The following is a 19722-nucleotide window of genomic DNA, read 5'->3' as shown; positions in this document are numbered from 1 at the left end:
CCGGGGCAGGTGGGACCGGGGTCGCCGGTTCAAGCGCCTCCCTCGGGGTAGCAGTCCCGTCGACGGCACCGAGAGGGGATTTCAGGCATGAAGGCGCTGACCTGGCACGGCCGGCACGACGTCCGGGTGGACGACGTACCGGACCCCCGGATCGAGGAACCGACCGACGCGGTCGTCCGGATCACCTCGACCGCGATCTGCGGCTCCGACCTGCACCTGTACGAGGTGCTCGGGCCGTACCTGAAGCCCGGTGACATCCTCGGGCACGAGCCGATGGGCATCGTCGAGGAGGTCGGCTCCGGGGTGACCCGGCTCAGGCCCGGCGACCGGGTGGTCGTCCCGTTCAACATCTCCTGCGGGCACTGCTGGATGTGCGAGCGGCAGCTCTACGCCCAGTGCGAGACGACCCAGGTGACCGCCGAGGGCAAGGGCGCGTCGCTGTTCGGCTACACCTCCCTCTACGGCTCGGTCCCCGGCGGGCAGGCCGAGTACCTGCGGGTCCCGCAGGCCCAGTTCGGCCCGATCACCATCCCGCAGACCGGGGCCGACGAGCGCTACCTGTACCTCAGCGACATCCTGCCCACCGCCTGGCAAGCGGTGAGGTACGCCGACACCCCGCCGGGCGGCACCCTGGCCGTGTTCGGGCTCGGCCCGGTCGGGCAGTTCTGCGCCCGGATCGGCCGGCACCTCGGCGCGGGCCGGGTGATCGGGCTGGACCTGGTGCCGGAGCGGCTGGAGATGGCCCGCCGGCACGGCATCGAGACGCTCGACGTCAGCCAGCTCGACGACGTGCCCGGCGCGCTGATCGACCTGGTCGACGGGCGCGGCCCGGACGCGGTGATCGACGCGGTCGGCATGGAGGCGCACGGCTCGACCAGCGGCAAGCTGGCCCAGAGCGCCGCCGGGCTGCTGCCGGACAAGCTCGCCCGGACGATGATCGACAAGGTCGCCGTGGACCGGTTGACCGTGCTCAAGGCCGCCCTCAGGGCCGTCCGGCGCGGCGGCACCGTCTCGGTCTCCGGCGTGTACGGCGGCGAGGTGGACCCGATGCCGCTGATGGAGATGTTCGACCGGGGCATCCAGCTGCGGATGGGCCAGTGCCACGTGCGCCGGTGGACCGACGAGATCCTGCCGCTGCTGTCCGGCGACGACGACCCGCTGGGCGTGGAGGACCTGCGGACCCACCGGCTGCCGCTGGTCGACGCGCCGAAGGCGTACGAGATGTTCCAGAAGAAGGAGGACGGCTGCGTCAAGGTCGTGCTGGCACCGTGAGCCGGGTGGTGGTGGTCACCGGGGCCACCAGCGGCATCGGCCGCGCGGCGGCCCGGGAGTTCGCCGGGCGCGGGGACCGGCTGGTCCTCGCCGCCCGCTCCCCCACCAGCCTGGCCGAGGTACGCCGGGAGTGCCACGACGCCGGCGCGGAACGGGTCCGGACGGTGCCCACCGACGTCACCGACCCCGACGGAGGCCCGGGAACTGCCCGGGGTGCACGTCTGCCTGGTCACCCCGGGCAGTGTGGACACCCCGGTCTACCAACGGGCGGCGAACTACCTCGGGCGGGCCGGCCGGCCCCCGCTGCCGGTCACCACCCCGCAGCGGGTGGCGCGGGCCATCGCCCGCTGCGCCGACCGGCCCCGCCGGGAGGTCTCGGTGGGCCGGGTCAACCTGCTCATGCGGGGCGGCTTCACCCTCCTGCCGGGCGTCTACGACGCGCGTCGGGCCGCTGATGCGTCGCGGTGGGCTGACCGGGCAGGCCGTCGCCCCGCACGACGGCGTCGTGTTCGCCCCGGACCCGGCCGGCGCGGCGGTGCGCGGCGGCTGGTTGCCGGAGCTGTCCGCCCTGCTGCGCCGGTCCGCCGTGCCGACCGGCAGGACGGCCACCGCAGTCGGTACGGGGGTGGTGGTCGCGGCCGGGACGGCGCTGGCGGTCGGTACGGCACTCGCGGCGGGTGGGGCGGCCCGGCGGCGACGGCGGTGATCGGCCCCCCACGGACCCGGCCACTCACCTAGAGTGGTGGCCCGGAGACAGCTCCGGGCCACCACCCGACGGGAGAGACGTGACCACCAGGGTGAACCGCAGGACCGCGCTGGGCCTCGGCACGGCCGCCACGGCCGGGGCGGTGCTTGTCGGCACCCCGGCGTCGGCCGGCCGCCCCGGCAGGTCCGCCGCCCCCGCGGCGAGCCCGGAACTCGTCGCCCCGCGGATCGCTGCGGCCTTCCAGCGGGAGAAGTCGCTGACCGGCGGCAACTGGCAGGTCCACCTCAGCCTGGAGAACGGCGTCACCCCGCTGGTCGCGGTCTCCGAGTCCGCCGACCGGCGGGTCGAGGCGTACAGCGTCAACAAGATCGCGGTGGCCGTCGCGGTGCTCGACCGGATCGACCGGGGGCTGCTCACCCTCGACCAGCGGGTCGAGGTGGCCGCCTCGACCGTGGTGCCCGGCGGCGACGGCATCTTCGTCCTGGACACCGCCTACCCCAGTTCGGTGACCGTCGGGCACGTGCTGGCCAACCTGCTCACCGTCTCCGACGACACCGCGTCGCGGCTCTGCGGCCTGGTCTGCCCGGCCGCCGAGATCAACCGCACCCTGGCCGCCAAGGGCTTCCCCAACACCCAGGTGCAGCCACTGTCCGACCCTCACCGGTTCTATCTCGGCACCAGCACCGCCCGGGAGACGCACGCGCTGCTGCGCGCCCTGGTCGCCGGCACGTTGCTGTCGCCGTCGTCGACCGCCCTCGTGCTCAAGCTGCTGCGCTCCCCGGTCGCCTTCACCGACGGCATCCGGCGCACCATGTCCTCGGCGGAGCGGGCCCGGGTGGCCACCAAGGCGGGCTGGTTCGTCGACGCCCGGCACGAGGCCGGTGTGGTCTTCGACACCACCGGGGCGGCCGTGCTGACCTACGTGCTCTTCGCCGACGGCCAGGCCGACCGGGACAACTTCGGTGCCACCCACCCGGTGGTGCAGGCCCGGGCCCGGCTCGGCCGGTTCTTCCTGGACGCCACCGCGCAGCTCAGGGGCACCGCCGACGCGCCCCGGCACCGGGTGGCCCGGCAACGACCCAGCAACGGCGGCTGACCGGCCCTGCCGTCCGCCCCGCCACCCGGACCTCCCACCGCCCGGCGTCCGGGCCGCTCCACGGCCCGGTCTCCCGCCGACCGGCCCCCGAAGCGGGGCGGACCGTGGCTCGGCGTGGGCGGGAGCGGCCGGCGGTGACTACCGTGTACTGCGGGACACCGGCGAGGGGGACGACACATGGGGCAACCAGCGGAACGCGCGGTCGGGCGGCGGCTCGGCGGGCGGCTGTGGCAGGTGGCGGGGTTGGCGGCGATCGCCGGCCTGGCGTGGACGGCCCGGGACGTGCCGGCGGCGCTGGGCGGCCGGCTGACCGGCGCACGGGCGCAGCGGGCCGCCCGGTCACCGCAGTTCCGCGACGGCACCTTCCACAACCGGGTGCCCACCCGCACCATGCCCGGCGGCGACCCGGATCGCAACCTGCTGCGGGAGCTGCTCTTCGGCCCGCAGCGCCGCCGCCCGACCGTCCCGGTCCCGCTGCTGCGGCCGGCTCCCGCCCCGACGACCGACGTCGCGCGGGAGCTGAACGTCGTCTGGTACGGCCACGCCTCGACGCTGATCGAGATCGAGGGGCGGCGGGTGCTGGTCGACCCGGTGTGGAGCGACAGGTGCTCGCCGTCGGCCGCGGTGGGGCCGAAGCGGCTGCACGAGCCCCCGGTGCGCCTCGACGAGCTGCCCGCCGTCGACGCGATCCTCATCTCCCACGACCACTACGACCACCTCGACATGGCCACCGTCCGGGAGCTGGTCCGCCGGCAGTCGGCGCCGTTCCTGGTGCCGCTGGGCGTCGGCGCGCACCTCGACCGGTGGGGGGTGCCCGACGACCGGATCGTCGAGCTGGACTGGTCGCAGGGGCACCGGGTCGGCGGCCTGGAGATCACCGCGACCGCCGCCCAGCACTTCTCCGGCCGGGGGCTGCGCCGCGACGGCACGCTGTGGAGTTCCTGGGTGGTCGCCGGGGCACACCGGAAGGTCTTCTACACCGGCGACTCCGGCTACTTCGACGGGTACGCCGAGATCGGCGCGGAGCACGGGCCGTTCGACGTGACGCTGATGCAGATCGGCGCGTACGACCGGGCCTGGCCGGGCATCCACATGTTCCCCGAGGAGGCCGTCGCCGCCCACCTCGACCTGCGCGGTGACCTGCTCGTCCCGGTGCACTGGGCCACCTTCAACCTGGCCCTGCACGACTGGTCCGAGCCGGTCGACCGGCTCTGGGCCGAGGCCAAGGCGCGGGGCGTACGGCTGGCGGTGCCCCGCCCCGGCGAGCGGGTGGTGGCCGACGACCCGTCGCCGGTCGACGGCTGGTGGCAGACGATCGCCTGACCGCAGGCCCGCCGCTCAGAGCACGAAGGCGTCGGTCCACAGCGCGCCGGAGCGGCCGGACAGCACGTCCAGCATCGCCGCCGCCTGCCCGTCGGTGAGCTGGGCGACGAAGTCGACGATGGCCCGGCCCCGGGCCCGGGAGATCCGGTCCGGGGTACGCGGGTGCAGCTCCGCCTCGGCCAGTTCCACCAGGTCGGGCAGGCGGCGGGGCAGCCGGGACTCCTCCTCGGGGTCGAGCAGCCACTCCCACAGCGACTCCACCAGGGTGCCCAGCAGCCGGGCCTGGCCCCGCTGGTGCAGGGCCAGGTCGGGGCGGGCCAGCACGAAGCGGTGGTGGACGAACTTGAGCACCTGCACCTCGTGCCACTGGGCGCGGGCCAGCAGCACGTGGCCGGAGCGCACGTCCGGGGCGGCGGTCACCGTGATCGCGTCGACCAGCCGGGTGGTCCACCGGGCGGAGAACCGGGCCACGTACTGCTCCGCCTCGATCGAGCCGTCGAAGGGCAGCGCCAGCAGCCCGTCCACCAGTTCCTCGCGGACGTGCTCGACGGCGGCGGCGAACGCGTCGTCGTCGGCGATCCAGGCGTCCTTGCGGTGCAGCTGCCGGCGCAGCGCCTCGATCGCCGAGCCGGGCCGGCGGGCGGCGCCGGCCAGCGCGGCGTCGGTGACCGCCCGCAGGTGCCCGCCCTCGCGCTGCCAGGCCATCAGCTCGGCGGCGACGGTGCCCTGCTGGAGCACCCCCACCCGGTAGAAGTCCTCCACGTCGTGGATGGCGTACGCGATGTCGTCGGCGGTGTCCATCACCGACGCCTCGACGGTCTGCTGCCACTGCGCGATCCGCCCGGCGAACGGCGCGCGGGCCTGCCGCAGGTCGGCCAGCTCGGTGCCGTACGCGCCGAACTTCACCGAGCCGCTGTCCGGGTCGTCCGGCGGGGCGGCGGCGCCCCGGGGGGCGGGACGCAGGTGCCGGGGGTGCGGGTCGGGGTGGTCCAGCCGGGTCCACGGGTACTTCAGCATCGCCGCCCGCACGGCGGCGGTCAGGTCGAGGCCGGTGGTGGCGGCCCCCCGGATCTCGGTGCTGGTGACGATCCGGTACGACTGGGCGTTGCCCTCGAAGCCGTCGGCCAGCCCGAGCCGCTGCCGGGCCAACCGGTCCAGCACCCGCTCCCCCAGGTGCCCGAACGGCGGGTGGCCGAGGTCGTGGGCGAGGGCGGCGGCCTCCACCACGTCCGGGTCGCAGCCGCCCAGCTTGTCGACCAGGTCCCGCTGGGCCGGGTCGGCGGTCAGCCGCTCGGCGATCGCGCGGGCCACCTGGGCGACCTTGAGGCTGTGGGTGAGCCGGTTGTGCACCAGCAGCCCGGAGCCGACCGGGCTGATCACCTGGGTCACCCCGCCGAGCCGGGCGAAGAACGGTGAGGCGACGATCCGGTCCCGGTCGGCCCGGAACGGGCTCGCGGCCAGGTCGCCGAGGGCTCGGGCGCTGCCGCCGAAGAGGCGACGGGCACGCGGGTCCGCAGGTTGCTCCATGATCGCCACGCTAGCGCAGCGGGCCGGCCGGTCGCGCCGGCTCGGCCGGGCCGGCGGCCGGTGCGGGGGTGGCGCGCCCCGGGTGGGACGGCGGGGGTGGCGCGGGGCGTCGGGGGTGGGCGGCAGAATGCAGCAGGGAACCCGAAACGAAGGCGGATCAACATCGTGACCCAGTCAGTCCATCAGCGGATCGCCGACGAGCTCGGCGTCGCCGAGCGCCAGGTGCGGGCGGCCGTGGAGCTGCTCGACGGCGGTGCGACCGTGCCGTTCATCGCCCGCTACCGCAAGGAGGCCACCGGCCTGCTCGACGACGCCCAGCTGCGCACCCTGGAGGAGCGGCTGCGCTACCTGCGGGAGCTGGACGAGCGGCGGGCCGCGGTGCTGGAGTCGATCCGCAGCCAGGGCAAGCTGGACGAGGCGCTGGAAGCGCAGATCATGGCGGCCGACTCGAAGTCCCGCCTGGAGGACATCTACCTGCCGTACAAGCCCAAGCGGCGGACCCGGGCGCAGATCGCCCGGGAGGCCGGGCTGGAGCCGTTGGCCGAGACGCTGCTCGGCGACCCGACCCGGGACCCGAGGGAGACGGCCGCCGGGTTCGTCGACGCCGGGCGTGGGGTGGCCGACGCCGCCGCCGCGCTGGAGGGCGCGCGGGCCATCCTCATCGAGCGGTTCGCCGAGGACGCCGACCTGATCGGCGCGCTGCGTGAGCAGATGTGGTCGCGGGGCCGGCTGGTCGCCCGGGTACGCGACGGCCAGCAGGACACCGGCGCGAAGTTCGCCGACTACTTCGACTTCGCCGAGCCGTACCCGAAGCTGCCCTCGCACCGCATCCTGGCGATGTTCCGGGGCGAGAAGGAGGGCGTGCTCGACCTCACCATGGCCCCCGACGTCGAGGAGGACCCGGACGCCCCGCCGACCGGCCCGACCCGCTACGAGGCGGCCATCGCCGGCCGGTTCGGCGTCAGCGACGCGGGCCGGCCCGCCGACCGGTGGCTGGCCGACACCGTGCGCTGGGCGTGGCGTACCCGGATCCTGATCCACCTCGGGGCCGACCTGCGGATGCGGTTGTGGCAGGCGGCCGAGGAGGAGGCGGTCCGGGTCTTCGCCACCAACCTGCGTGACCTGCTGCTCGCCGCGCCGGCCGGCAGCCGCGCCACGATGGGTCTCGACCCGGGCCTGCGGACCGGGGTGAAGGTGGCGGTGGTCGACGCCACCGGCAAGGTGGTCGCCACCGACACGATCTATCCGCACGAGCCGCGCCGGCAGTGGGACGCCTCGATCGAGACGCTGGCCCGGCTGGCCGGGGCGCACCGGGTGGAGCTGATCGCGATCGGCAACGGCACCGCCAGCCGGGAGACCGACAAGCTCGCCGCCGACCTGATCAAGCGGTATCCGCAGCTCGGCCTGACCAAGGTGATGGTCTCCGAGGCGGGCGCGTCGGTCTACTCCGCCTCCGCGTACGCCTCGCAGGAACTGCCCACGTTGGACGTGTCGCTGCGCGGGGCGGTCTCCATCGCCCGCCGGCTCCAGGACCCGCTGGCCGAGCTGGTCAAGATCGACCCGCGCTCGATCGGGGTCGGCCAGTACCAGCACGACCTGTCCGAGGTGAAGCTGTCCCGCTCGCTGGACGCGGTGGTGGAGGACTGCGTCAACGGGGTCGGGGTGGACGTCAACACCGCCTCCGCTCCCCTGCTGACCCGGGTCTCCGGCATCGGCGCGGGGTTGGCCGAGAACATCGTGCTGCACCGGGACGCCAACGGCCCGTTCCGCACCCGCGCCGAGCTGAAGAAGGTGGCCCGGCTCGGCCCGAAGGCGTTCGAGCAGTGCGCCGGCTTCCTGCGCATCCCCGGCGGCGACGACCCGCTCGACTCGTCCAGCGTGCACCCGGAGGCGTACCCGGTGGTGCGCCGCATCCTGGCCAGCACCGGGCAGGACCTGCGCTCGCTGATCGGGAGGTCGGCCATCCTGCGCGGGCTGCGGGCCACCGACTTCGTCGACGACACCTTCGGCCTGCCCACCGTCACCGACATCCTCGCCGAGCTGGAGAAGCCCGGCCGGGACCCGCGACCGGAGTTCCGCACCGCCACCTTCGTCGAGGGGGTGGAGAAGATCGGCGACCTGACCCCCGGGATGCTGCTGGAGGGCGTGGTCACCAACGTGGCGGCGTTCGGCGCGTTCGTCGACGTGGGCGTGCACCAGGACGGCCTGGTGCACGTCTCGGCGATGTCGCACACCTTCGTCAAGGACCCGCGCGACGTGGTGAAGTCCGGTGACGTGGTCCGGGTCAAGGTGCTCGACGTCGACGTGCCGCGCAAGCGGATCTCGTTGACCCTGCGGCTGGACGACGAGGTGCCGGCGGGCGGTGGCCGGCCGGCCGCCGACGGGCAGCGGCGCGACCGCGGCACCCCCCAGGGCGGGCGCGGCGACACCCCGGGCGGCCGGCGCGGCGGCGCGGGCGGGTCCGGTGGCGCGGGGAGGTCCGGCGGCTCGGGCGGGTCCGGCGGCCAGCGGGAGCAGCGGGGCGGTTCCCGGGGCGGGCCGCAGCAACGGCAGGGCCGGGGCGGCTCCGCGCCGGCACCCGCCAACGACGCGATGGCCGAGGCGTTGCGCCGGGCCGGCCTGGCCTGACCCCGGCCCACCGCCGCCCCGCCCGGCACCTGACCGGGCGGGGCGGCGGTGGGCGTACCGTCGCGGCATGGATGGTGACGGCGGTCCGCAGTGGCGGGAGCGGCAGCAGCGGGCGGTCCGGGCGCACGCGGCGGCCGACGCCCGCCAGCGCGACGGCGAGCACGCGCAGGCCGAGGAGCTGGTGGCCCGGTTCACGGCCGAGGCGACCCGGCGCGGGCTGCGCACCACCCGGCTGGTGGCCCGGGGCTACGACGGCCGGGGCCGGTACCGGACCGGGCTGACCGGTTGGTACGTCGACCGGGCCGGCCTGCGCGCGGTCGCCGTCGACGGCCGGTTCTACCTGCTCACCGTGCCGTCGGGTGTACGCGCCCGGCTGTTCGGCGTCGACGTGCCACCGGCCCGGCCACCCCTGGTCGTCGGGCGCGGCGGACGCGACGGTGAGTCGATCCCGCTGGCCGACCTGCTCACCCGCCGGCTCGCCGCCGCCGACGACTGGCCCTGAACCCCGGGTCCGCCACCATCTCGCACAGGGTCCGCTCGACCCGGTCGGCACCGACGGCCACGGAGAACATCCGGTCGTAGTGCGCCCGGCCGGCCTGCCCGAGCAGTTCCAGCTTCTCCCGGCCCAGGTCGCAGACCTCACGCAGGGCGTCGGCGATCGAGTCGGGGTCACCGGGCCGGGCGGTGATCCCCGCGCCGCTGTCCCGGGCCACCGCGGCGGCGTCGCCCTCCGCGGCGACCAGCAGCGCCCGCCCGGCGGCGAGGATCGCCTGCACCTTGCTCGGCATCGTGTACGCGGACATGCCGCCCCGGCGCAGGCTCACGTAGTGGACGTCCCCGGTGGCCATCAGCGCGGGCATCCGTTCCCGGGGCAACTGCCCGAGGAACCTGACGTTGGACGCGCCCACCGCCGTGGCCCGGCGGCGCAGCCGATCCTGCGTGGTGCCGGAGCCGGCGATCAGGCAGACCAGCCGGGGGTCATCGGTACGGGCGCAGGCGTCGATCAGCGAGTCGAGTCCCTGCGCCTCGCCGAGCGCACCCGCGTACACCAGCACCACCTGGTCGGGCCGGAGCCCGAGTTCGGCCCGCAGGTCGGCGGCGCGGACGCCCAGGGTCTCGTCCGCCCACACCGGGATGTGCACGAGCTTGTCCCGGGGCACACCCCGGTCGGCGAGCAGGTCGGCGGCACCGGGTGAGACGTGGGCGACCCGGGAGGCGCTGCGGTACATCGCCGCGCACCAGGCGGCCATCCCCCGCTCGACGGTCCGTGACGCCCGGCCGGTGCCGAGGAAACCGCTCGCGACCACGCTGTCCGGCCACAGGTCCAGCACGTGCAGCAGCACCGGCACCCGGTGCACGTAGCGGGTGAACCACATCGGCAGGGCGACGCTGATCGGCGAGTTGCCGACCCAGAGGGCGTCCAGGCCGCGCAGCGCCGGGGTGCCGGAGACCAGCGCGGAGACCGCGAAGGACCCGTAGTTGGCCACCCGGCGCAGCGCGGAACGGTCGTGGCTGGGATAGAGGGCCACCCGGCGGATGCGGGTCGCGCCGTCGACCTCGTCGCGGCGGCGGGCCAGCCGGTAGCCGGGGGCCAGCCGGCCCGTCGGGTAGTTCGGGAACCCGGTGAGCACCCGGACCTCGTGCCCCCGTTCGGCGAGGGCACGGGCGAGCATCCCGGGCAGGGCCGCCGGGCCGGGCTCCGGGTCGAACCACTGGGTGAGCAGACCGATCCGCATCCGCCTCACCCCGCCGCCACGCCGGCCACCGGCCGGTCCGACCGTTCGCCGTGCCGGTCCGGCCGTTCGCCGTCGGCCCGCCACAGGGCGCGCAGCGATGCGGTCAGGTCGTAGGCGGGGGCCCAGCCGAGCACCCGGCGGGCGCGTTCGACGTCGGCGCACATCCAGGGCACCGCGGCGGACCGGGTGGCGTCCGGGGGGAAGCCGCCGGGACGGATCCCCCCGGTGAACCCGGCCACGTCGGCCAGCAGCCGGACGACGTCGCGGGTGGCCGTAGCCCGCCCGCTGCCCACGTTGACGACCCGTTGCGCGCCGACGGGGGCGCACCGTGTCGCGGCCAGCACCGCCGCCGCGACGTCCCGGACGTCGACGAGGTCCCGGTAGGTGTCGTGCAGCCCCAGGGTGATGGCGTCCGCGCCGTCGGCGGTGGCCGCCCGGACCATGGCGGTGGCCCGGGCCAGCATGTTGCCCGCCGGCATCCCCGGCCCGACCGGGTTGAAGACCCGCAGCACGATGGTGTCGAGCCGGCCGGCGTCGCCCGCCAGCTCGGCCAGCCGGGTCGCGGCCAGGTGGCTGAGCCCGTACTCGCTCACCGGTGCCGCCGGATGTTCCTCCGTGACGGCCAGACCGTGGGGCACGACGCCGTACTCCGCCGCCGAGCCGATCCGGACCAGCCGGGCACCGGGCGCGGCGACGGCCACCGCCTCGATCAGTTTCGCGGTCGTCACGACGTGCGCCTGCACGAAGTCGGGCCCGGAGCCGACGATGCGGCCTGCGGCGCTCACCACCACGTCGGGTCGTTCCCGGGCGACCAGCGCGGTCAGCTCGGGCAGCTCCATCCGGGCCGGGTCGCACCGGGCGCGGGACGGGGCCCGGACGGTGCCGTGCGCGGCCAGCGCGGCGTGGATGTGCCGGCCGAGGAATCCGCCCGCGCCCAGCAGCAGCACCCGGTTCATCGGCGGGGCACGACATCCCGGGCGTCGGCCGACGCCCGGGACGCCCGGTCGGCACCCGACGACGGCACGGCGGACCCGTCGCCGCCGGACGGCGACGCGGCGGGCCGGTCGTCGGCGGGGGACGGCGCGTTGCCGGTGAACTCGTGCCAGGTGGCCGTGCCGGGGGCCGAGATGCCCTCCCGGGCGAGCACCACCCGGACGGTGGTCAGCAGGATCCGCAGGTCCAGCAGGAAGGACCGCCGGTCGACGTACTCGACGTCGGAGGCGAACTTCGCCTCCCAGCTCAGGGCGTTGCGCCCGCGTACCTGGGCGAGGCCGGTGATGCCCGGCCGCACGTCGTGCCGGCGGGCCTGTTCGGGGGTGTAGAGGGTCAGGTACCGCACGAGGTGCGGGCGGGGGCCGACCACGCTCATCTCGCCGCGCAGCACGTTCCAGAACTCGGGCAGTTCGTCGAGGCTGCTCGCCCGCAGCCACCGGCCGAACCGGGTGAGGCGTTGCGCGTCGGTCACCAGCCCCCGCTGCGGGTCGGGGTGGCGCATGGTGCGGAACTTCACCACCTCGAACAGCTCGCCGTGCAGGCCGGGCCGGGTGTGCCGGAACAGTACCGGTCGCCCGTGGGTGACCAGCACCAGCAGGGCGACCAGCGCCAGCAGGGGCGCGCCGAGGGTCAGCACGACCAGCGCGCCGAGCACGTCGAGCAGCCGCTTCCAAGGGTCGTACGGTCGGCGGGTCGACGGGTCGGTTTCCCGTCCGGTCACCGGGCCGGCGTCACCGGCGCGCGGCTGTGCCGCAGGGGCAGCAACTTTGGACATGGAACAGACCTACCACTTTCCGGGCGGCCGGCCCGCCGTTTCACATCTGCCGCACCGGCGGGTCGACAATGGTCGCCGCGAAGCACCGCGCAAAACGCGAAACGTGATTGTTCCTCCCTTTACCGGAAGCGCGCACGGTCTCGTTATCGCAACAGTATGGTCACCATTGACGAGATCGTGATCCCCGAGGATGGTCCGACGGGAAAAGGCAGGAGGAGATATGCTTTCCTCGCTTGCGGACAGGCGTTTCCTGGTCACCGGGGGCACTGGTTCGTTCGGCCAGACAATGGTTTCCCGACTACTCGACGCCGGTGCCGCCGAGGTACGGGTCCTCAGCCGGGACGAATCGAAGCAGGACGCGATGCGCCACCGCTTCGGCAACGACCGGGTCCGCTACTACATCGGTGACGTGCGGGACTACGACAGCGTGCTCAAGGCCGCCCGGGGCATGGAGTTCGTGTTCCACGCCGCGGCGCTGAAGCAGGTGCCCTCCTGCGAGTTCTTCCCCCTGGAGGCGGTCCGCACGAACGTGCTCGGCAGCGCCAACGTGGTGGACGCCTGCGAACGCGTCGGGGTGGAGACGCTGGTGCTGCTGAGCACCGACAAGGCCGTCTATCCGGTCAACGCGATGGGCATGACCAAGGCGCTGATGGAAAAGGTGGCGCAGGCGCACTCCCGCAACAACGCGGCGGCCCGCACCCGGGTCTGCTGCGTGCGCTACGGCAATGTCATGTACTCGCGCGGATCGGTGATTCCGTTGTTCATCGACCAGATCATGCGCGGCGGCCTGCCGACGGTCACCGACCCGTCGATGACCCGTTTCCTGATGTCGTTGCCCGAATCGGTGGAACTGGTGGAGCACGCGTTCACGTTCGGCCAGCCGGGGGACGTCTTCATCCGCAAGGCCGACGCCTGCACCATCGGCGACCTGGCCACCGCGTTGTGCAACCTGTTCGGGGTGCCGGCGAAGTTCACCGTGCTCGGCATCCGGCACGGGGAGAAGCTCTACGAGACCCTGGCCAGCCGGGAGGAACTCGCGTTCGCCGAGGACCTCGGCGACTTCCTGCGGGTGCCGGTGGACAGCCGCGACCTCAACTACTCCCTCTACTTCGAGGAGGGCGACGTCGAGCACGGCGGGCTGGCCGACTTCCACTCGCACAACGCCCGCCGGCTGTCCGTACCCGAGATCGAGTCGTTGCTGATGACGCTGCCCGAGGTACGCGCGCAGGTCGCGGCCGCCGCACCGGCCGTGGTGACGAGTTGAACGCGACCACCGACCCCACCCGCCCGGACCGGGTGCCCCGCCGCCGCACCGACCAGCAGGCCGCCGACCCGGCGCGGCGGGTCCTCGTCGTCGGCGTCACCGGCATGCTCGGGCACGCCGTGCTGCGTGAACTCGCCGACGATCCGACGCTCGACGTGCACGGGCTCGCCCGCGGCATCGACGACGAGCGGGCGGGCTGGTATCCGCCGCACCTGCTGGCCCGTATCGTCCCGGCGGTCGACGTGACCCGGTTCGACGACGTCCGACGTCTCATCGACGAGGTGCGGCCGGACGTCGTGGTCAACTGCGTCGGCGTCATCAAGCAGCGGCCCGACGTGCAGGACGCGGTGCCGACGGTCACCCTCAACGCGCTCCTCCCCCACCTGCTGGCCGACGCCTGCGCACAGGTCGGCGGCCGGCTCGTCCACGTCAGCACCGACTGCGTGTTCTCCGGCCGGCGGGGCGGCTACCTCGAGGACGACCTGCCCGACCCGCCCGACCTCTACGGCCGGTCCAAACTGCTGGGCGAGGCGACGGGGGCGTCGGCGCTCACCCTGCGCACGTCGATCGTCGGGCACGAGCTGACCACCCGCCGTTCCCTGGTGGACTGGTTCCTCTCCCAACGGGGTCAGGTGCGCGGCTTCACCAGGGCGGTCTACAGCGGGGTGACGACCGTGGAGTTCGCCCGGCTGCTGCGCACGGTGGTCCTGCCCCGGCCGGAGCTGACCGGCCTCTACCACGTCGCCGCCGAACCAATCACGAAATACGACCTGCTCCGGCTGGTCGCCGAGGTGTACGGGTGGCCCGGTGAGCTGGTGCCGGACGACGGGTTCGTCTGCGACCGGTCGCTGCGCGCGGACGCCCTCGCCCGCGCCACCGGTTACCGTCCACCGGGCTGGCCGGACATGATCACCGCGCTGCACGCCGCCCGGGCACGCTGGGCGCCCGACCCGGCCCGGCCGGGCCTGGCGGGCGTGCCGCGCTGAGGCAGCAAACGACCACCGCCGGCACAGCCGGCCTGTCGGAGTCGAAGGACATCACGTGGGGAACCGAGTGGGTCAACTGTGCCTGGTCGTCGGGGCGGTCATGGCCGTGGTGGTCACCACCGTCGCCAGCGTCACCGCCCCGCTGGTCGCGGTCGGCGCGGTGGCGCTGCTGCTGCTCGCGCTGTTCGCGCTCGCGCAGCAGATGGACGGCTGGCGCTGGCTGCTGGGCCTGACCATGGCGCTGCTGGTCTGCGCCTCGTCCAAGCTGCCGGCCCTGGTGGAAGCCAGCTTCTATCCCCGGTACGCGGCGGTGGCCGCCCTGATCGTCTGGGCGCTGGGCGCGCCGGGCCGGACGGTGGCACGGGTCGACCCGTGGACCCGCCTGCTCGTCGGCGCGCTCTGGGCGATGGCCGGCCTGGCCACGCTGAGCTTCACCTGGTCGGTGGTGCCGTTGGAGACCCTGCAACGGGGCGTGGCGCTGCTCCTGCTGGCCGCGCTGGTGCACGTCCTGGTACGCCGCCGGTGGCCCGACCGCGCGGTCATGCTGGCCGACCTGCGCATGGTCTACCTGGTCCTCAGCGGCTCCGCCCTGATCAGCCTCGGCGTCGGGTTCACCGACGGCACGCTCCTCGCCGCGCTGTCACGGACCGACCGGTTCGAGGGCCTCTACAACAACCCCAACATGCTCAGCATCGTCTGCGCCCTGACCACACCGCTGGGCTGGGCCGTCTACCGGCAGTCCCGCCGCCGGGTGGACCTGCTCGGCATGGTGCCGGCCGTCGCCTGCCTGCTGCTGTCGCAGTCCCGCACCGGCCTGATCGCCGTACTCGCCGGGGCCTGCTGGGTGGTGCTGCGCAACGGGCTGGGCCGGATGGTCCGGCTGGGCGCCGGGCTGGCCATGGGACTGCTGGTGGCGTACCTGTTCAACCTGTTGCCGGTCCTGTTCGCCAGCCCCTGGATGCGGCAGCTCGTGCTGCGCTTCACCGACCCCACCGGCGGCGACCTGTCCAACGGCCGCACCGAGATGTGGCAGGCCACGGTCGACCTGTGGTGGCAGAACCGTCCCACCCTGGGCTTCGGGTACGCCTCCCGCAACCACCTGTTCACCCTCGCCAGCCTCGACGAGTCCTTCGGGACCGGGGTGAGCGTGGTGCACAACAGCTACCTGCAACTGCTGCTGGAGCTGGGGCTCGCCGCCGTGGCGCCGCTGGTGCTGCTGCTGCTGGCCGTCGGACGGGTCGCGCTGCGCGCACCGGTGCGCCGGGCCGACTCCGGGCTGGTCTGGCTCGTCGTCACCGGCCTGCTGATCCAGATCACCGAGTCGGCCATCTTCGGCACCGGGCAGACGTACCCGTACGTGTTCTGGTGCGTGGCCGCCGGGGTGCTGCTGCACCTGCCCGGCGAACGCGCCGACGCCGACGAACCGGGGGCGGACCCGGCGGCGACCCCGCCGTGGGTCGGCGTCCCGGCCGACGAGCCCGCCCGCCAACCGGTCCCGGCCCTGCGCTGAGGTCACGCCACGGTGGGCGTCCCGGTCGGGACGCCCACCGTGGCGTGTGTGCACCCCGGTTCAGCGCCGGTCGTCGGCCACCAGGAAGGCGCTGACCTCGTCGCGCCAGGCCCGGTGGTCGAACGACCCGCGGGCCCGCGACCGGGCGGCCCGGCTCATCGCCGTCCACTCCTCGTCGCGCAGCCGCAGCGCCCGCTCGACGCCCCACCGCACGTCGTCCGGGCCGTTGCCGTCGAGCACCAGCCCCTCGACACCGTCGTGCACGTGGGCGGCCAGGTCGCTGGTGTGGTTGAGCAGCACCGGGCAGCCGGCGGCGAGACTCTCCGGCACCTTGGACGGGAAACCGTTGGCCGCGTACCCGCCGGTGGGACGGACCAGCATCGAGAAGTGCGACTCGGCGAGCAGCGTCAGCACCGTGTCACGGGGGACCCGACCGAGGAACCGCACCTCGGCCACGATCCCGTCGAGGATCGAGACGTCCAGGTCGGAGTGGGTGGCGGCGTCCTCGCGGGTGACCCCGGCGATGGTCAGGCTGACCCGTCGCTGCTGCGCCGGGGTGAGCCGGCTGATCCCGCGCAGGATCACGTCCAGCATGTCCTTGCGGCCGGGGGTGCCGGCGTAGAGCAGCCGCAGGCCGGTGGAGAGCGCGGGTGGCCGGGCCACCGGGAAGTCGTCGCAGTCGACCTGCGGCGGCACCACCAGCACCGACATGCCGTGCCCGGCGAGGTAGCCGGCCAACGTGGTGGAGACCGCGGTGGACCGGTCGACCAGCCGGGTGGCCAGGAACGTCGACCAGCGGTGCCGGACGTAGTACGGGGTGAGCCACCCGTGACGGAACTGCCGCCGGTCGTGGCGTTCGCTGGCGTCGACCACCACCGGGCAGCGCAGCGCGAGCCGCAGGACCGTCCAGTTGCCCAGCGTCATCAGCGCCATCGGGAGCAGCACCACGCTCACGTCGCCCCGGCGTACCCCCTGCCGGCGGGCGGCCCGCAGCACGCGGACCGGGCGGGCCAGCCGGGCCGGCAGCCGGGTGAGCCGGTGCCGGCCCCGCACGCGCAGGGTGACCAGGTCGACGCCGGCCGCCCCGGGTGGCCGGGCGGGGAAGGGCAGCTCGCAGGGCCAGTCGTTGACGACAAGCGTGCGGGTGCCCTCGGGCGCGGCGGACCTGGCGAGTTGCAGCAGCCGGTTGGAGGTGGCGTCGCCGTGCGGGAAGGCGTACGCGCCGACGAGCAGCGGACGCGGTGGGCCGGTCCGCCCGGTCGGCCCGCCGTCCGGCAGGGGTCGCCGACCTACGACCACGGTCTGATCGTTCATCTCTCTCACCGTCCCGAGCCGACCGGTGGCCGGCTGCTCTCTCGTGGTGTGCGGTCCCGCCCGGGGTGGGCCGACGCCCACCGGTGGTAGATCTCCAGGTGGGTGCTGGCCGCCGTGTCGATGGCGAAGACACTGTGGACGAACCGGTCGGCGGCCACGGCGGGGGCGGTCGACGCGGTGTACGCCGCCGCCCGGCCCACCGCCCGCGCCCACACCTGCGGCGGGGCGTCGACCCCGACGACGGTCACGCCGGGCAGCCGCTCGTCGATGAAGCGCACGCCCGGCAGGTCGGCGGCGACCGTGCCGATACCCAACGCGACGGGCTCCAGCACGCCCCCGGGCAGCCCCTCCAGGCAGGACGGGTGGACGACGACGTCGGCCTGCCGCAGCAGCCCGCCCACGTCGTCGCGGGGGCCCAGCAGGTGCACCCGGTCGCCGAGCCCGGCGGCGTCCGCCGCCGCGCGGACCCGCTCGTCGTCGGCCCGGTCGCCCGGTCCGACGAGCACCGCGTGCGCGGACACGCCCCGGTCGCGCAGCGCGGCCAGGATCGGCGGCAGCAGCCAGCGGCGTTTCTCGGGCGACGCCCGGCCCACGGTCACGCAGACCAGGTCGGTGGGTCCCGCGCCGATCAGCGCCCGCAGGTCGTCGGGGCTGGGGCGGCGGAGCCGGTCGAGGTCGAGCCCGTTGAGCACCACCCGGCACCGGTGGTCGTCGCGCCAGCACGGGTGGTAACCGAACGTCAGCGAGCTGGGCGAGACACCGAGGATGTCGGTGGCGCAGATCCGCAGCAGCCGCCCGCAGATCCACCGGTAGACCCGGCGGCGCAGGGTGCGGGGCCGGTTGTCGTCGCCCCGGAAGTGCGCGACCCGCCCGGGTACGCCGCCCAGCGCGCCCAGCGCGAGCGGCACGCCGGAGAAGTTGGCGCAGTCGGCGTGCACCACGTCCGGGCGCAGCCGACCGAGCAGCCGCAGGAACCGCAGCGGGAAGCGCGGGTCGAGGGGGATCGCCGTGACGCTGCCGCCGTGCCGGGCGACCACGTCGGCCAGCGGCCCCGGCCCGATCCGGTCGCTGAGCGTCACCAGGTGCAGGTCGACGCCGCCGGCCGCGAGCCGGGGCAGCAGTTCGGCGGTACGCATCTCGGTGCCGCCGAAGTTCAGCTCGCCGACGACCCGCAGCACCCGCAGCCGGCCGGTCACGACGGGCCGCACCGGGCCAGCGCCCGCCGGTATCCGACCAGTGCGGCCGGCACCATGGTCGACAGGTACGCGACACAGGCCGCCGCCGGCAGCCCGGCCAGGCCGAACTGGCGCAGCCCCCACACCTTCAGCACGGTGGCCAGCACCAGGAACGCCGCCCACCCGACGAACTGCGGCCGGAGCAGGCCGATGCTGTTCTGCACCATGATCAGCGGGGAGGTGACCGCGACCAGCAGCGACCAGCCGGCCAGTCCGACGAGGACGGGCAGCCGGATCGTCGACCGGTCGACGGACCCGAGCCAGAGGGCGATGAGCCGGTGACCGGTCCCGACCAGCGCCAACCCGACCGAGCCCACCACCACCCCGTAGAGCAGCACCATGCGCCGGGTGTTGCGGCGTACCCAGGCGACCTCGCCACGGGCCAGGGCGGCGCCGTTGACCGGCCAGACCGTCATGCCCACCAGCCCGACGAAGACCCACAGCACGCCGAACAGCTTCCCCACGACCGCGTAGTGCGCCGCCGCCGCGAGCCCCAGCACGTTGGCGACCAGCGGGTTGTCCACGTTCAGCGCGATCGACGACATCGTGGTGAGCGCGAAGAACTGCACGCCCAGCCGGAGCAGGCCGACGACGGTGTCCCGGTGCACGAGTCGCGGCCCCGGCCGGTGGGCCGGTGGGCAGGACCAGAAGTAGGTGACGGTGTTGAGCAGGTTGGTCACCGGCACGGCCAGCACCGCACCGGCGACGACCGTAAGCGGTGGCCAGCCGGCGGCGATGGCGGCGAGCACCACGGCCAGGGCGGCCAGGGCGCCGGCCGACTGCCAGGCGTTGCTCTGCACCATCTGGCCACGGGCGTACTGCACCCGCTGGACCAGCGAGAGCGGGATGTTGACGACGAAGGCGCCGAAGCAGAGCAGGACCAGGGTGGGGGTCTGCGCGGCGACGCCCGGGTCACCGACGGCGAACAGCTCCACCCAGGGCACCACCGGCGTCACCACCAGTAGGGCGGCCAGCAGCAGCACCGCGACCACGCCGAGGGTGGCGAACGCGCCGGAGATCTCCCGGGCCTGCTGGCGGGGGTCGTCGGCGAGTTGACCGAGCCGGGTGAGCAGCCCGTTGCCCAGCCCCAGGTCGGCGAACCAGGCCATCCCGGTGAGCGCGGTGATCGCCATCCACAGGCCGTACCGCTGCTCGCCGAGGTACCGGAAGCAGGCGGGGGTCATGACCAGCGGCGCGGCCAGGCCGATCCCCTTGGCCACCATCGCGGTGGCGATGCCCACCGTGACGGTCCGGTCCCGGCCGGGCCCGATGCCGGGGCCGGGGGGCCGGCCGGCGGCGCGGCGGTGGTGGTGGTCGTGCCGGCTGCCGTCGTGCCGGCTGCCGTCGTGGCGGTGGC

At 74.6% G+C, this 19722-nt stretch carries 17 protein-coding genes and 1 pseudogene; 10 read left to right on the top strand and 8 right to left on the bottom strand.

From position 1 onward, the window contains the following. Positions 1 to 87 precede the first annotated feature (87 nt). Positions 88 to 1272 carry a zinc-dependent alcohol dehydrogenase gene (locus tag FJK98_RS10025; RefSeq protein WP_145918779.1) on the top strand — a complete coding sequence of 395 codons (1185 nt, stop codon included), beginning with the start codon at positions 88 to 90 and terminating at the stop codon, positions 1270 to 1272. Then, positions 1269 to 1403 (top strand): annotated as a pseudogene (locus FJK98_RS33935) (SDR family NAD(P)-dependent oxidoreductase); the annotation flags it as partial. The gene FJK98_RS10025 and the pseudogene FJK98_RS33935, both read left to right, overlap by 4 nt. Before the next feature lie 144 nt (positions 1404 to 1547). Here the strand turns inward: FJK98_RS33935 and FJK98_RS34520 are convergent. Further along, entirely contained in the window at positions 1548 to 1673 is a 126-nt protein-coding gene (locus FJK98_RS34520; RefSeq protein WP_255470229.1) for a hypothetical protein, read from the bottom strand. A gap of 53 nt (positions 1674 to 1726) precedes the next feature. Here FJK98_RS34520 and FJK98_RS33930 point away from each other — a divergent pair, with 53 nt between their 5' ends. The 3 genes from FJK98_RS33930 (at position 1727) to FJK98_RS10010 (ending at position 4397) form a co-directional block, all read left to right on the top strand. Further along, entirely contained in the window at positions 1727 to 1978 is a 252-nt protein-coding gene (locus FJK98_RS33930) for a hypothetical protein (RefSeq protein WP_240762729.1), read from the top strand. A gap of 79 nt (positions 1979 to 2057) precedes the next feature. Beyond that, entirely contained in the window at positions 2058 to 3074 is a 1017-nt protein-coding gene (locus FJK98_RS10015; RefSeq protein ID WP_145918778.1) for a serine hydrolase, read from the top strand. 177 nt (positions 3075 to 3251) lie between these two features. Beyond that, entirely contained in the window at positions 3252 to 4397 is a 1146-nt protein-coding gene (locus FJK98_RS10010; RefSeq protein ID WP_145918777.1) for an MBL fold metallo-hydrolase, read from the top strand. A gap of 15 nt (positions 4398 to 4412) precedes the next feature. Here the strand turns inward: FJK98_RS10010 and FJK98_RS10005 are convergent, their stop codons facing one another. Further along, a complete protein-coding gene (locus tag FJK98_RS10005; protein ID WP_145918776.1) occupies positions 4413 to 5924 on the bottom strand; it encodes a deoxyguanosinetriphosphate triphosphohydrolase family protein in 1512 nt (503 codons plus the stop codon). Between the two features lie 165 nt (positions 5925 to 6089). Here FJK98_RS10005 and FJK98_RS10000 point away from each other — a divergent pair, with 165 nt between their 5' ends. Further along, positions 6090 to 8552: a Tex family protein gene (locus FJK98_RS10000; protein WP_240762727.1), complete on the top strand. Its 2463-nt coding sequence runs from the start codon at positions 6090 to 6092 to the stop codon at positions 8550 to 8552. Between the two features lie 67 nt (positions 8553 to 8619). After that, positions 8620 to 9054, top strand: coding sequence for a hypothetical protein (locus FJK98_RS09995; protein WP_145918775.1), 435 nt, complete (start codon positions 8620 to 8622; stop codon positions 9052 to 9054). On the opposite strand, the gene FJK98_RS09990 is transcribed toward FJK98_RS09995, so the two are convergent. From FJK98_RS09990 to FJK98_RS09980, 3 genes are read right to left on the bottom strand one after another with little or no spacing between them, the layout of a single operon-like run. Then, positions 9017 to 10288 carry a glycosyltransferase family 4 protein gene (locus FJK98_RS09990; protein ID WP_145918774.1) on the bottom strand — a complete coding sequence of 424 codons (1272 nt, stop codon included), beginning with the start codon at positions 10286 to 10288 and terminating at the stop codon, positions 9017 to 9019. The two genes, FJK98_RS09995 and FJK98_RS09990, sit on opposite strands and share 38 nt — an antisense overlap. A 5-nt stretch (positions 10289 to 10293) precedes the next feature. Beyond that, positions 10294 to 11244, bottom strand: coding sequence for an NAD(P)-dependent oxidoreductase (locus FJK98_RS09985; protein ID WP_145918773.1), 951 nt, complete (start codon positions 11242 to 11244; stop codon positions 10294 to 10296). Next, a complete protein-coding gene (locus tag FJK98_RS09980) occupies positions 11241 to 12002 on the bottom strand; it encodes a sugar transferase (protein ID WP_305070094.1) in 762 nt (253 codons plus the stop codon). The genes FJK98_RS09985 and FJK98_RS09980 overlap by 4 nt, the downstream gene beginning before the upstream one ends. Before the next feature lie 340 nt (positions 12003 to 12342). Here FJK98_RS09980 and FJK98_RS09975 point away from each other — a divergent pair, with 340 nt between their 5' ends. From FJK98_RS09975 to FJK98_RS09965, 3 genes are read left to right on the top strand one after another with little or no spacing between them, the layout of a single operon-like run. Then, the gene (locus FJK98_RS09975) at positions 12343 to 13320 is read left to right on the top strand and encodes a polysaccharide biosynthesis protein (RefSeq protein WP_305070093.1); all 978 of its coding nucleotides are present in this window, start codon (positions 12343 to 12345) and stop codon (positions 13318 to 13320) included. Continuing rightward, the gene (locus tag FJK98_RS09970) at positions 13317 to 14306 is read left to right on the top strand and encodes an SDR family oxidoreductase (RefSeq protein WP_205789410.1); all 990 of its coding nucleotides are present in this window, start codon (positions 13317 to 13319) and stop codon (positions 14304 to 14306) included. Before FJK98_RS09975 ends, FJK98_RS09970 begins: the two co-directional genes overlap by 4 nt. Before the next feature lie 55 nt (positions 14307 to 14361). After that, on the top strand, positions 14362 to 15816 hold the full coding sequence (locus tag FJK98_RS09965) for an O-antigen ligase (protein WP_145918770.1): 1455 nt from the start codon (positions 14362 to 14364) through the stop codon (positions 15814 to 15816). 60 nt (positions 15817 to 15876) lie between these two features. On the opposite strand, the gene FJK98_RS09960 is transcribed toward FJK98_RS09965, so the two are convergent. Genes FJK98_RS09960 through FJK98_RS09950 form a run of 3 tightly spaced genes read right to left on the bottom strand, consistent with a single transcriptional unit; the run spans position 15877 to position 19606 of the window. Beyond that, complete coding sequence (locus FJK98_RS09960; RefSeq protein WP_145918769.1) at positions 15877 to 17130, bottom strand: glycosyltransferase; 1254 nt, start codon at positions 17128 to 17130, stop codon at positions 15877 to 15879. Between the two features lie 5 nt (positions 17131 to 17135). Beyond that, the gene (locus tag FJK98_RS09955) at positions 17136 to 18338 is read right to left on the bottom strand and encodes a glycosyltransferase (RefSeq protein WP_145918768.1); all 1203 of its coding nucleotides are present in this window, start codon (positions 18336 to 18338) and stop codon (positions 17136 to 17138) included. Continuing rightward, positions 18323 to 19606: a lipopolysaccharide biosynthesis protein gene (locus tag FJK98_RS09950; RefSeq protein ID WP_145918767.1), complete on the bottom strand. Its 1284-nt coding sequence runs from the start codon at positions 19604 to 19606 to the stop codon at positions 18323 to 18325. Before FJK98_RS09950 ends, FJK98_RS09955 begins: the two co-directional genes overlap by 16 nt. Positions 19607 to 19722 lie beyond the last annotated feature (116 nt).

The organism is Micromonospora sp. HM134 (genome assembly GCF_007833915.1).
In the GTDB taxonomy this organism is placed as follows: domain Bacteria; phylum Actinomycetota; class Actinomycetes; order Mycobacteriales; family Micromonosporaceae; genus Micromonospora; species Micromonospora wenchangensis.
This window is presented reverse-complemented; position numbering and strand designations above follow the sequence as displayed.

Excerpts from the sequence above, each read along its gene's own strand:
- FJK98_RS09985 (WP_145918773.1), bottom strand. The coding sequence starts at position 11,244 with ATGAACCGGGTGCTGCTGCTGGGCGCGGGCGGATTCCTCGGCCGGCAC.
- FJK98_RS09995 (WP_145918775.1), top strand. The coding sequence starts at position 8,620 with ATGGATGGTGACGGCGGTCCGCAGTGGCGGGAGCGGCAGCAGCGGGCG.
- FJK98_RS10025 (WP_145918779.1), top strand. The coding sequence starts at position 88 with ATGAAGGCGCTGACCTGGCACGGCCGGCACGACGTCCGGGTGGACGAC.
- FJK98_RS10010 (WP_145918777.1), top strand. The coding sequence starts at position 3,252 with ATGGGGCAACCAGCGGAACGCGCGGTCGGGCGGCGGCTCGGCGGGCGG.
- FJK98_RS34520 (WP_255470229.1), bottom strand. The coding sequence starts at position 1,673 with ATGAGCAGGTTGACCCGGCCCACCGAGACCTCCCGGCGGGGCCGGTCG.
- FJK98_RS09975 (WP_305070093.1), top strand. The coding sequence starts at position 12,343 with ATGGTTTCCCGACTACTCGACGCCGGTGCCGCCGAGGTACGGGTCCTC.
- FJK98_RS10005 (WP_145918776.1), bottom strand. The coding sequence starts at position 5,924 with ATGGAGCAACCTGCGGACCCGCGTGCCCGTCGCCTCTTCGGCGGCAGC.
- FJK98_RS09990 (WP_145918774.1), bottom strand. The coding sequence starts at position 10,288 with ATGCGGATCGGTCTGCTCACCCAGTGGTTCGACCCGGAGCCCGGCCCG.
- FJK98_RS33930 (WP_240762729.1), top strand. The coding sequence starts at position 1,727 with ATGCGTCGCGGTGGGCTGACCGGGCAGGCCGTCGCCCCGCACGACGGC.
- FJK98_RS09960 (WP_145918769.1), bottom strand. The coding sequence starts at position 17,130 with ATGAACGATCAGACCGTGGTCGTAGGTCGGCGACCCCTGCCGGACGGC.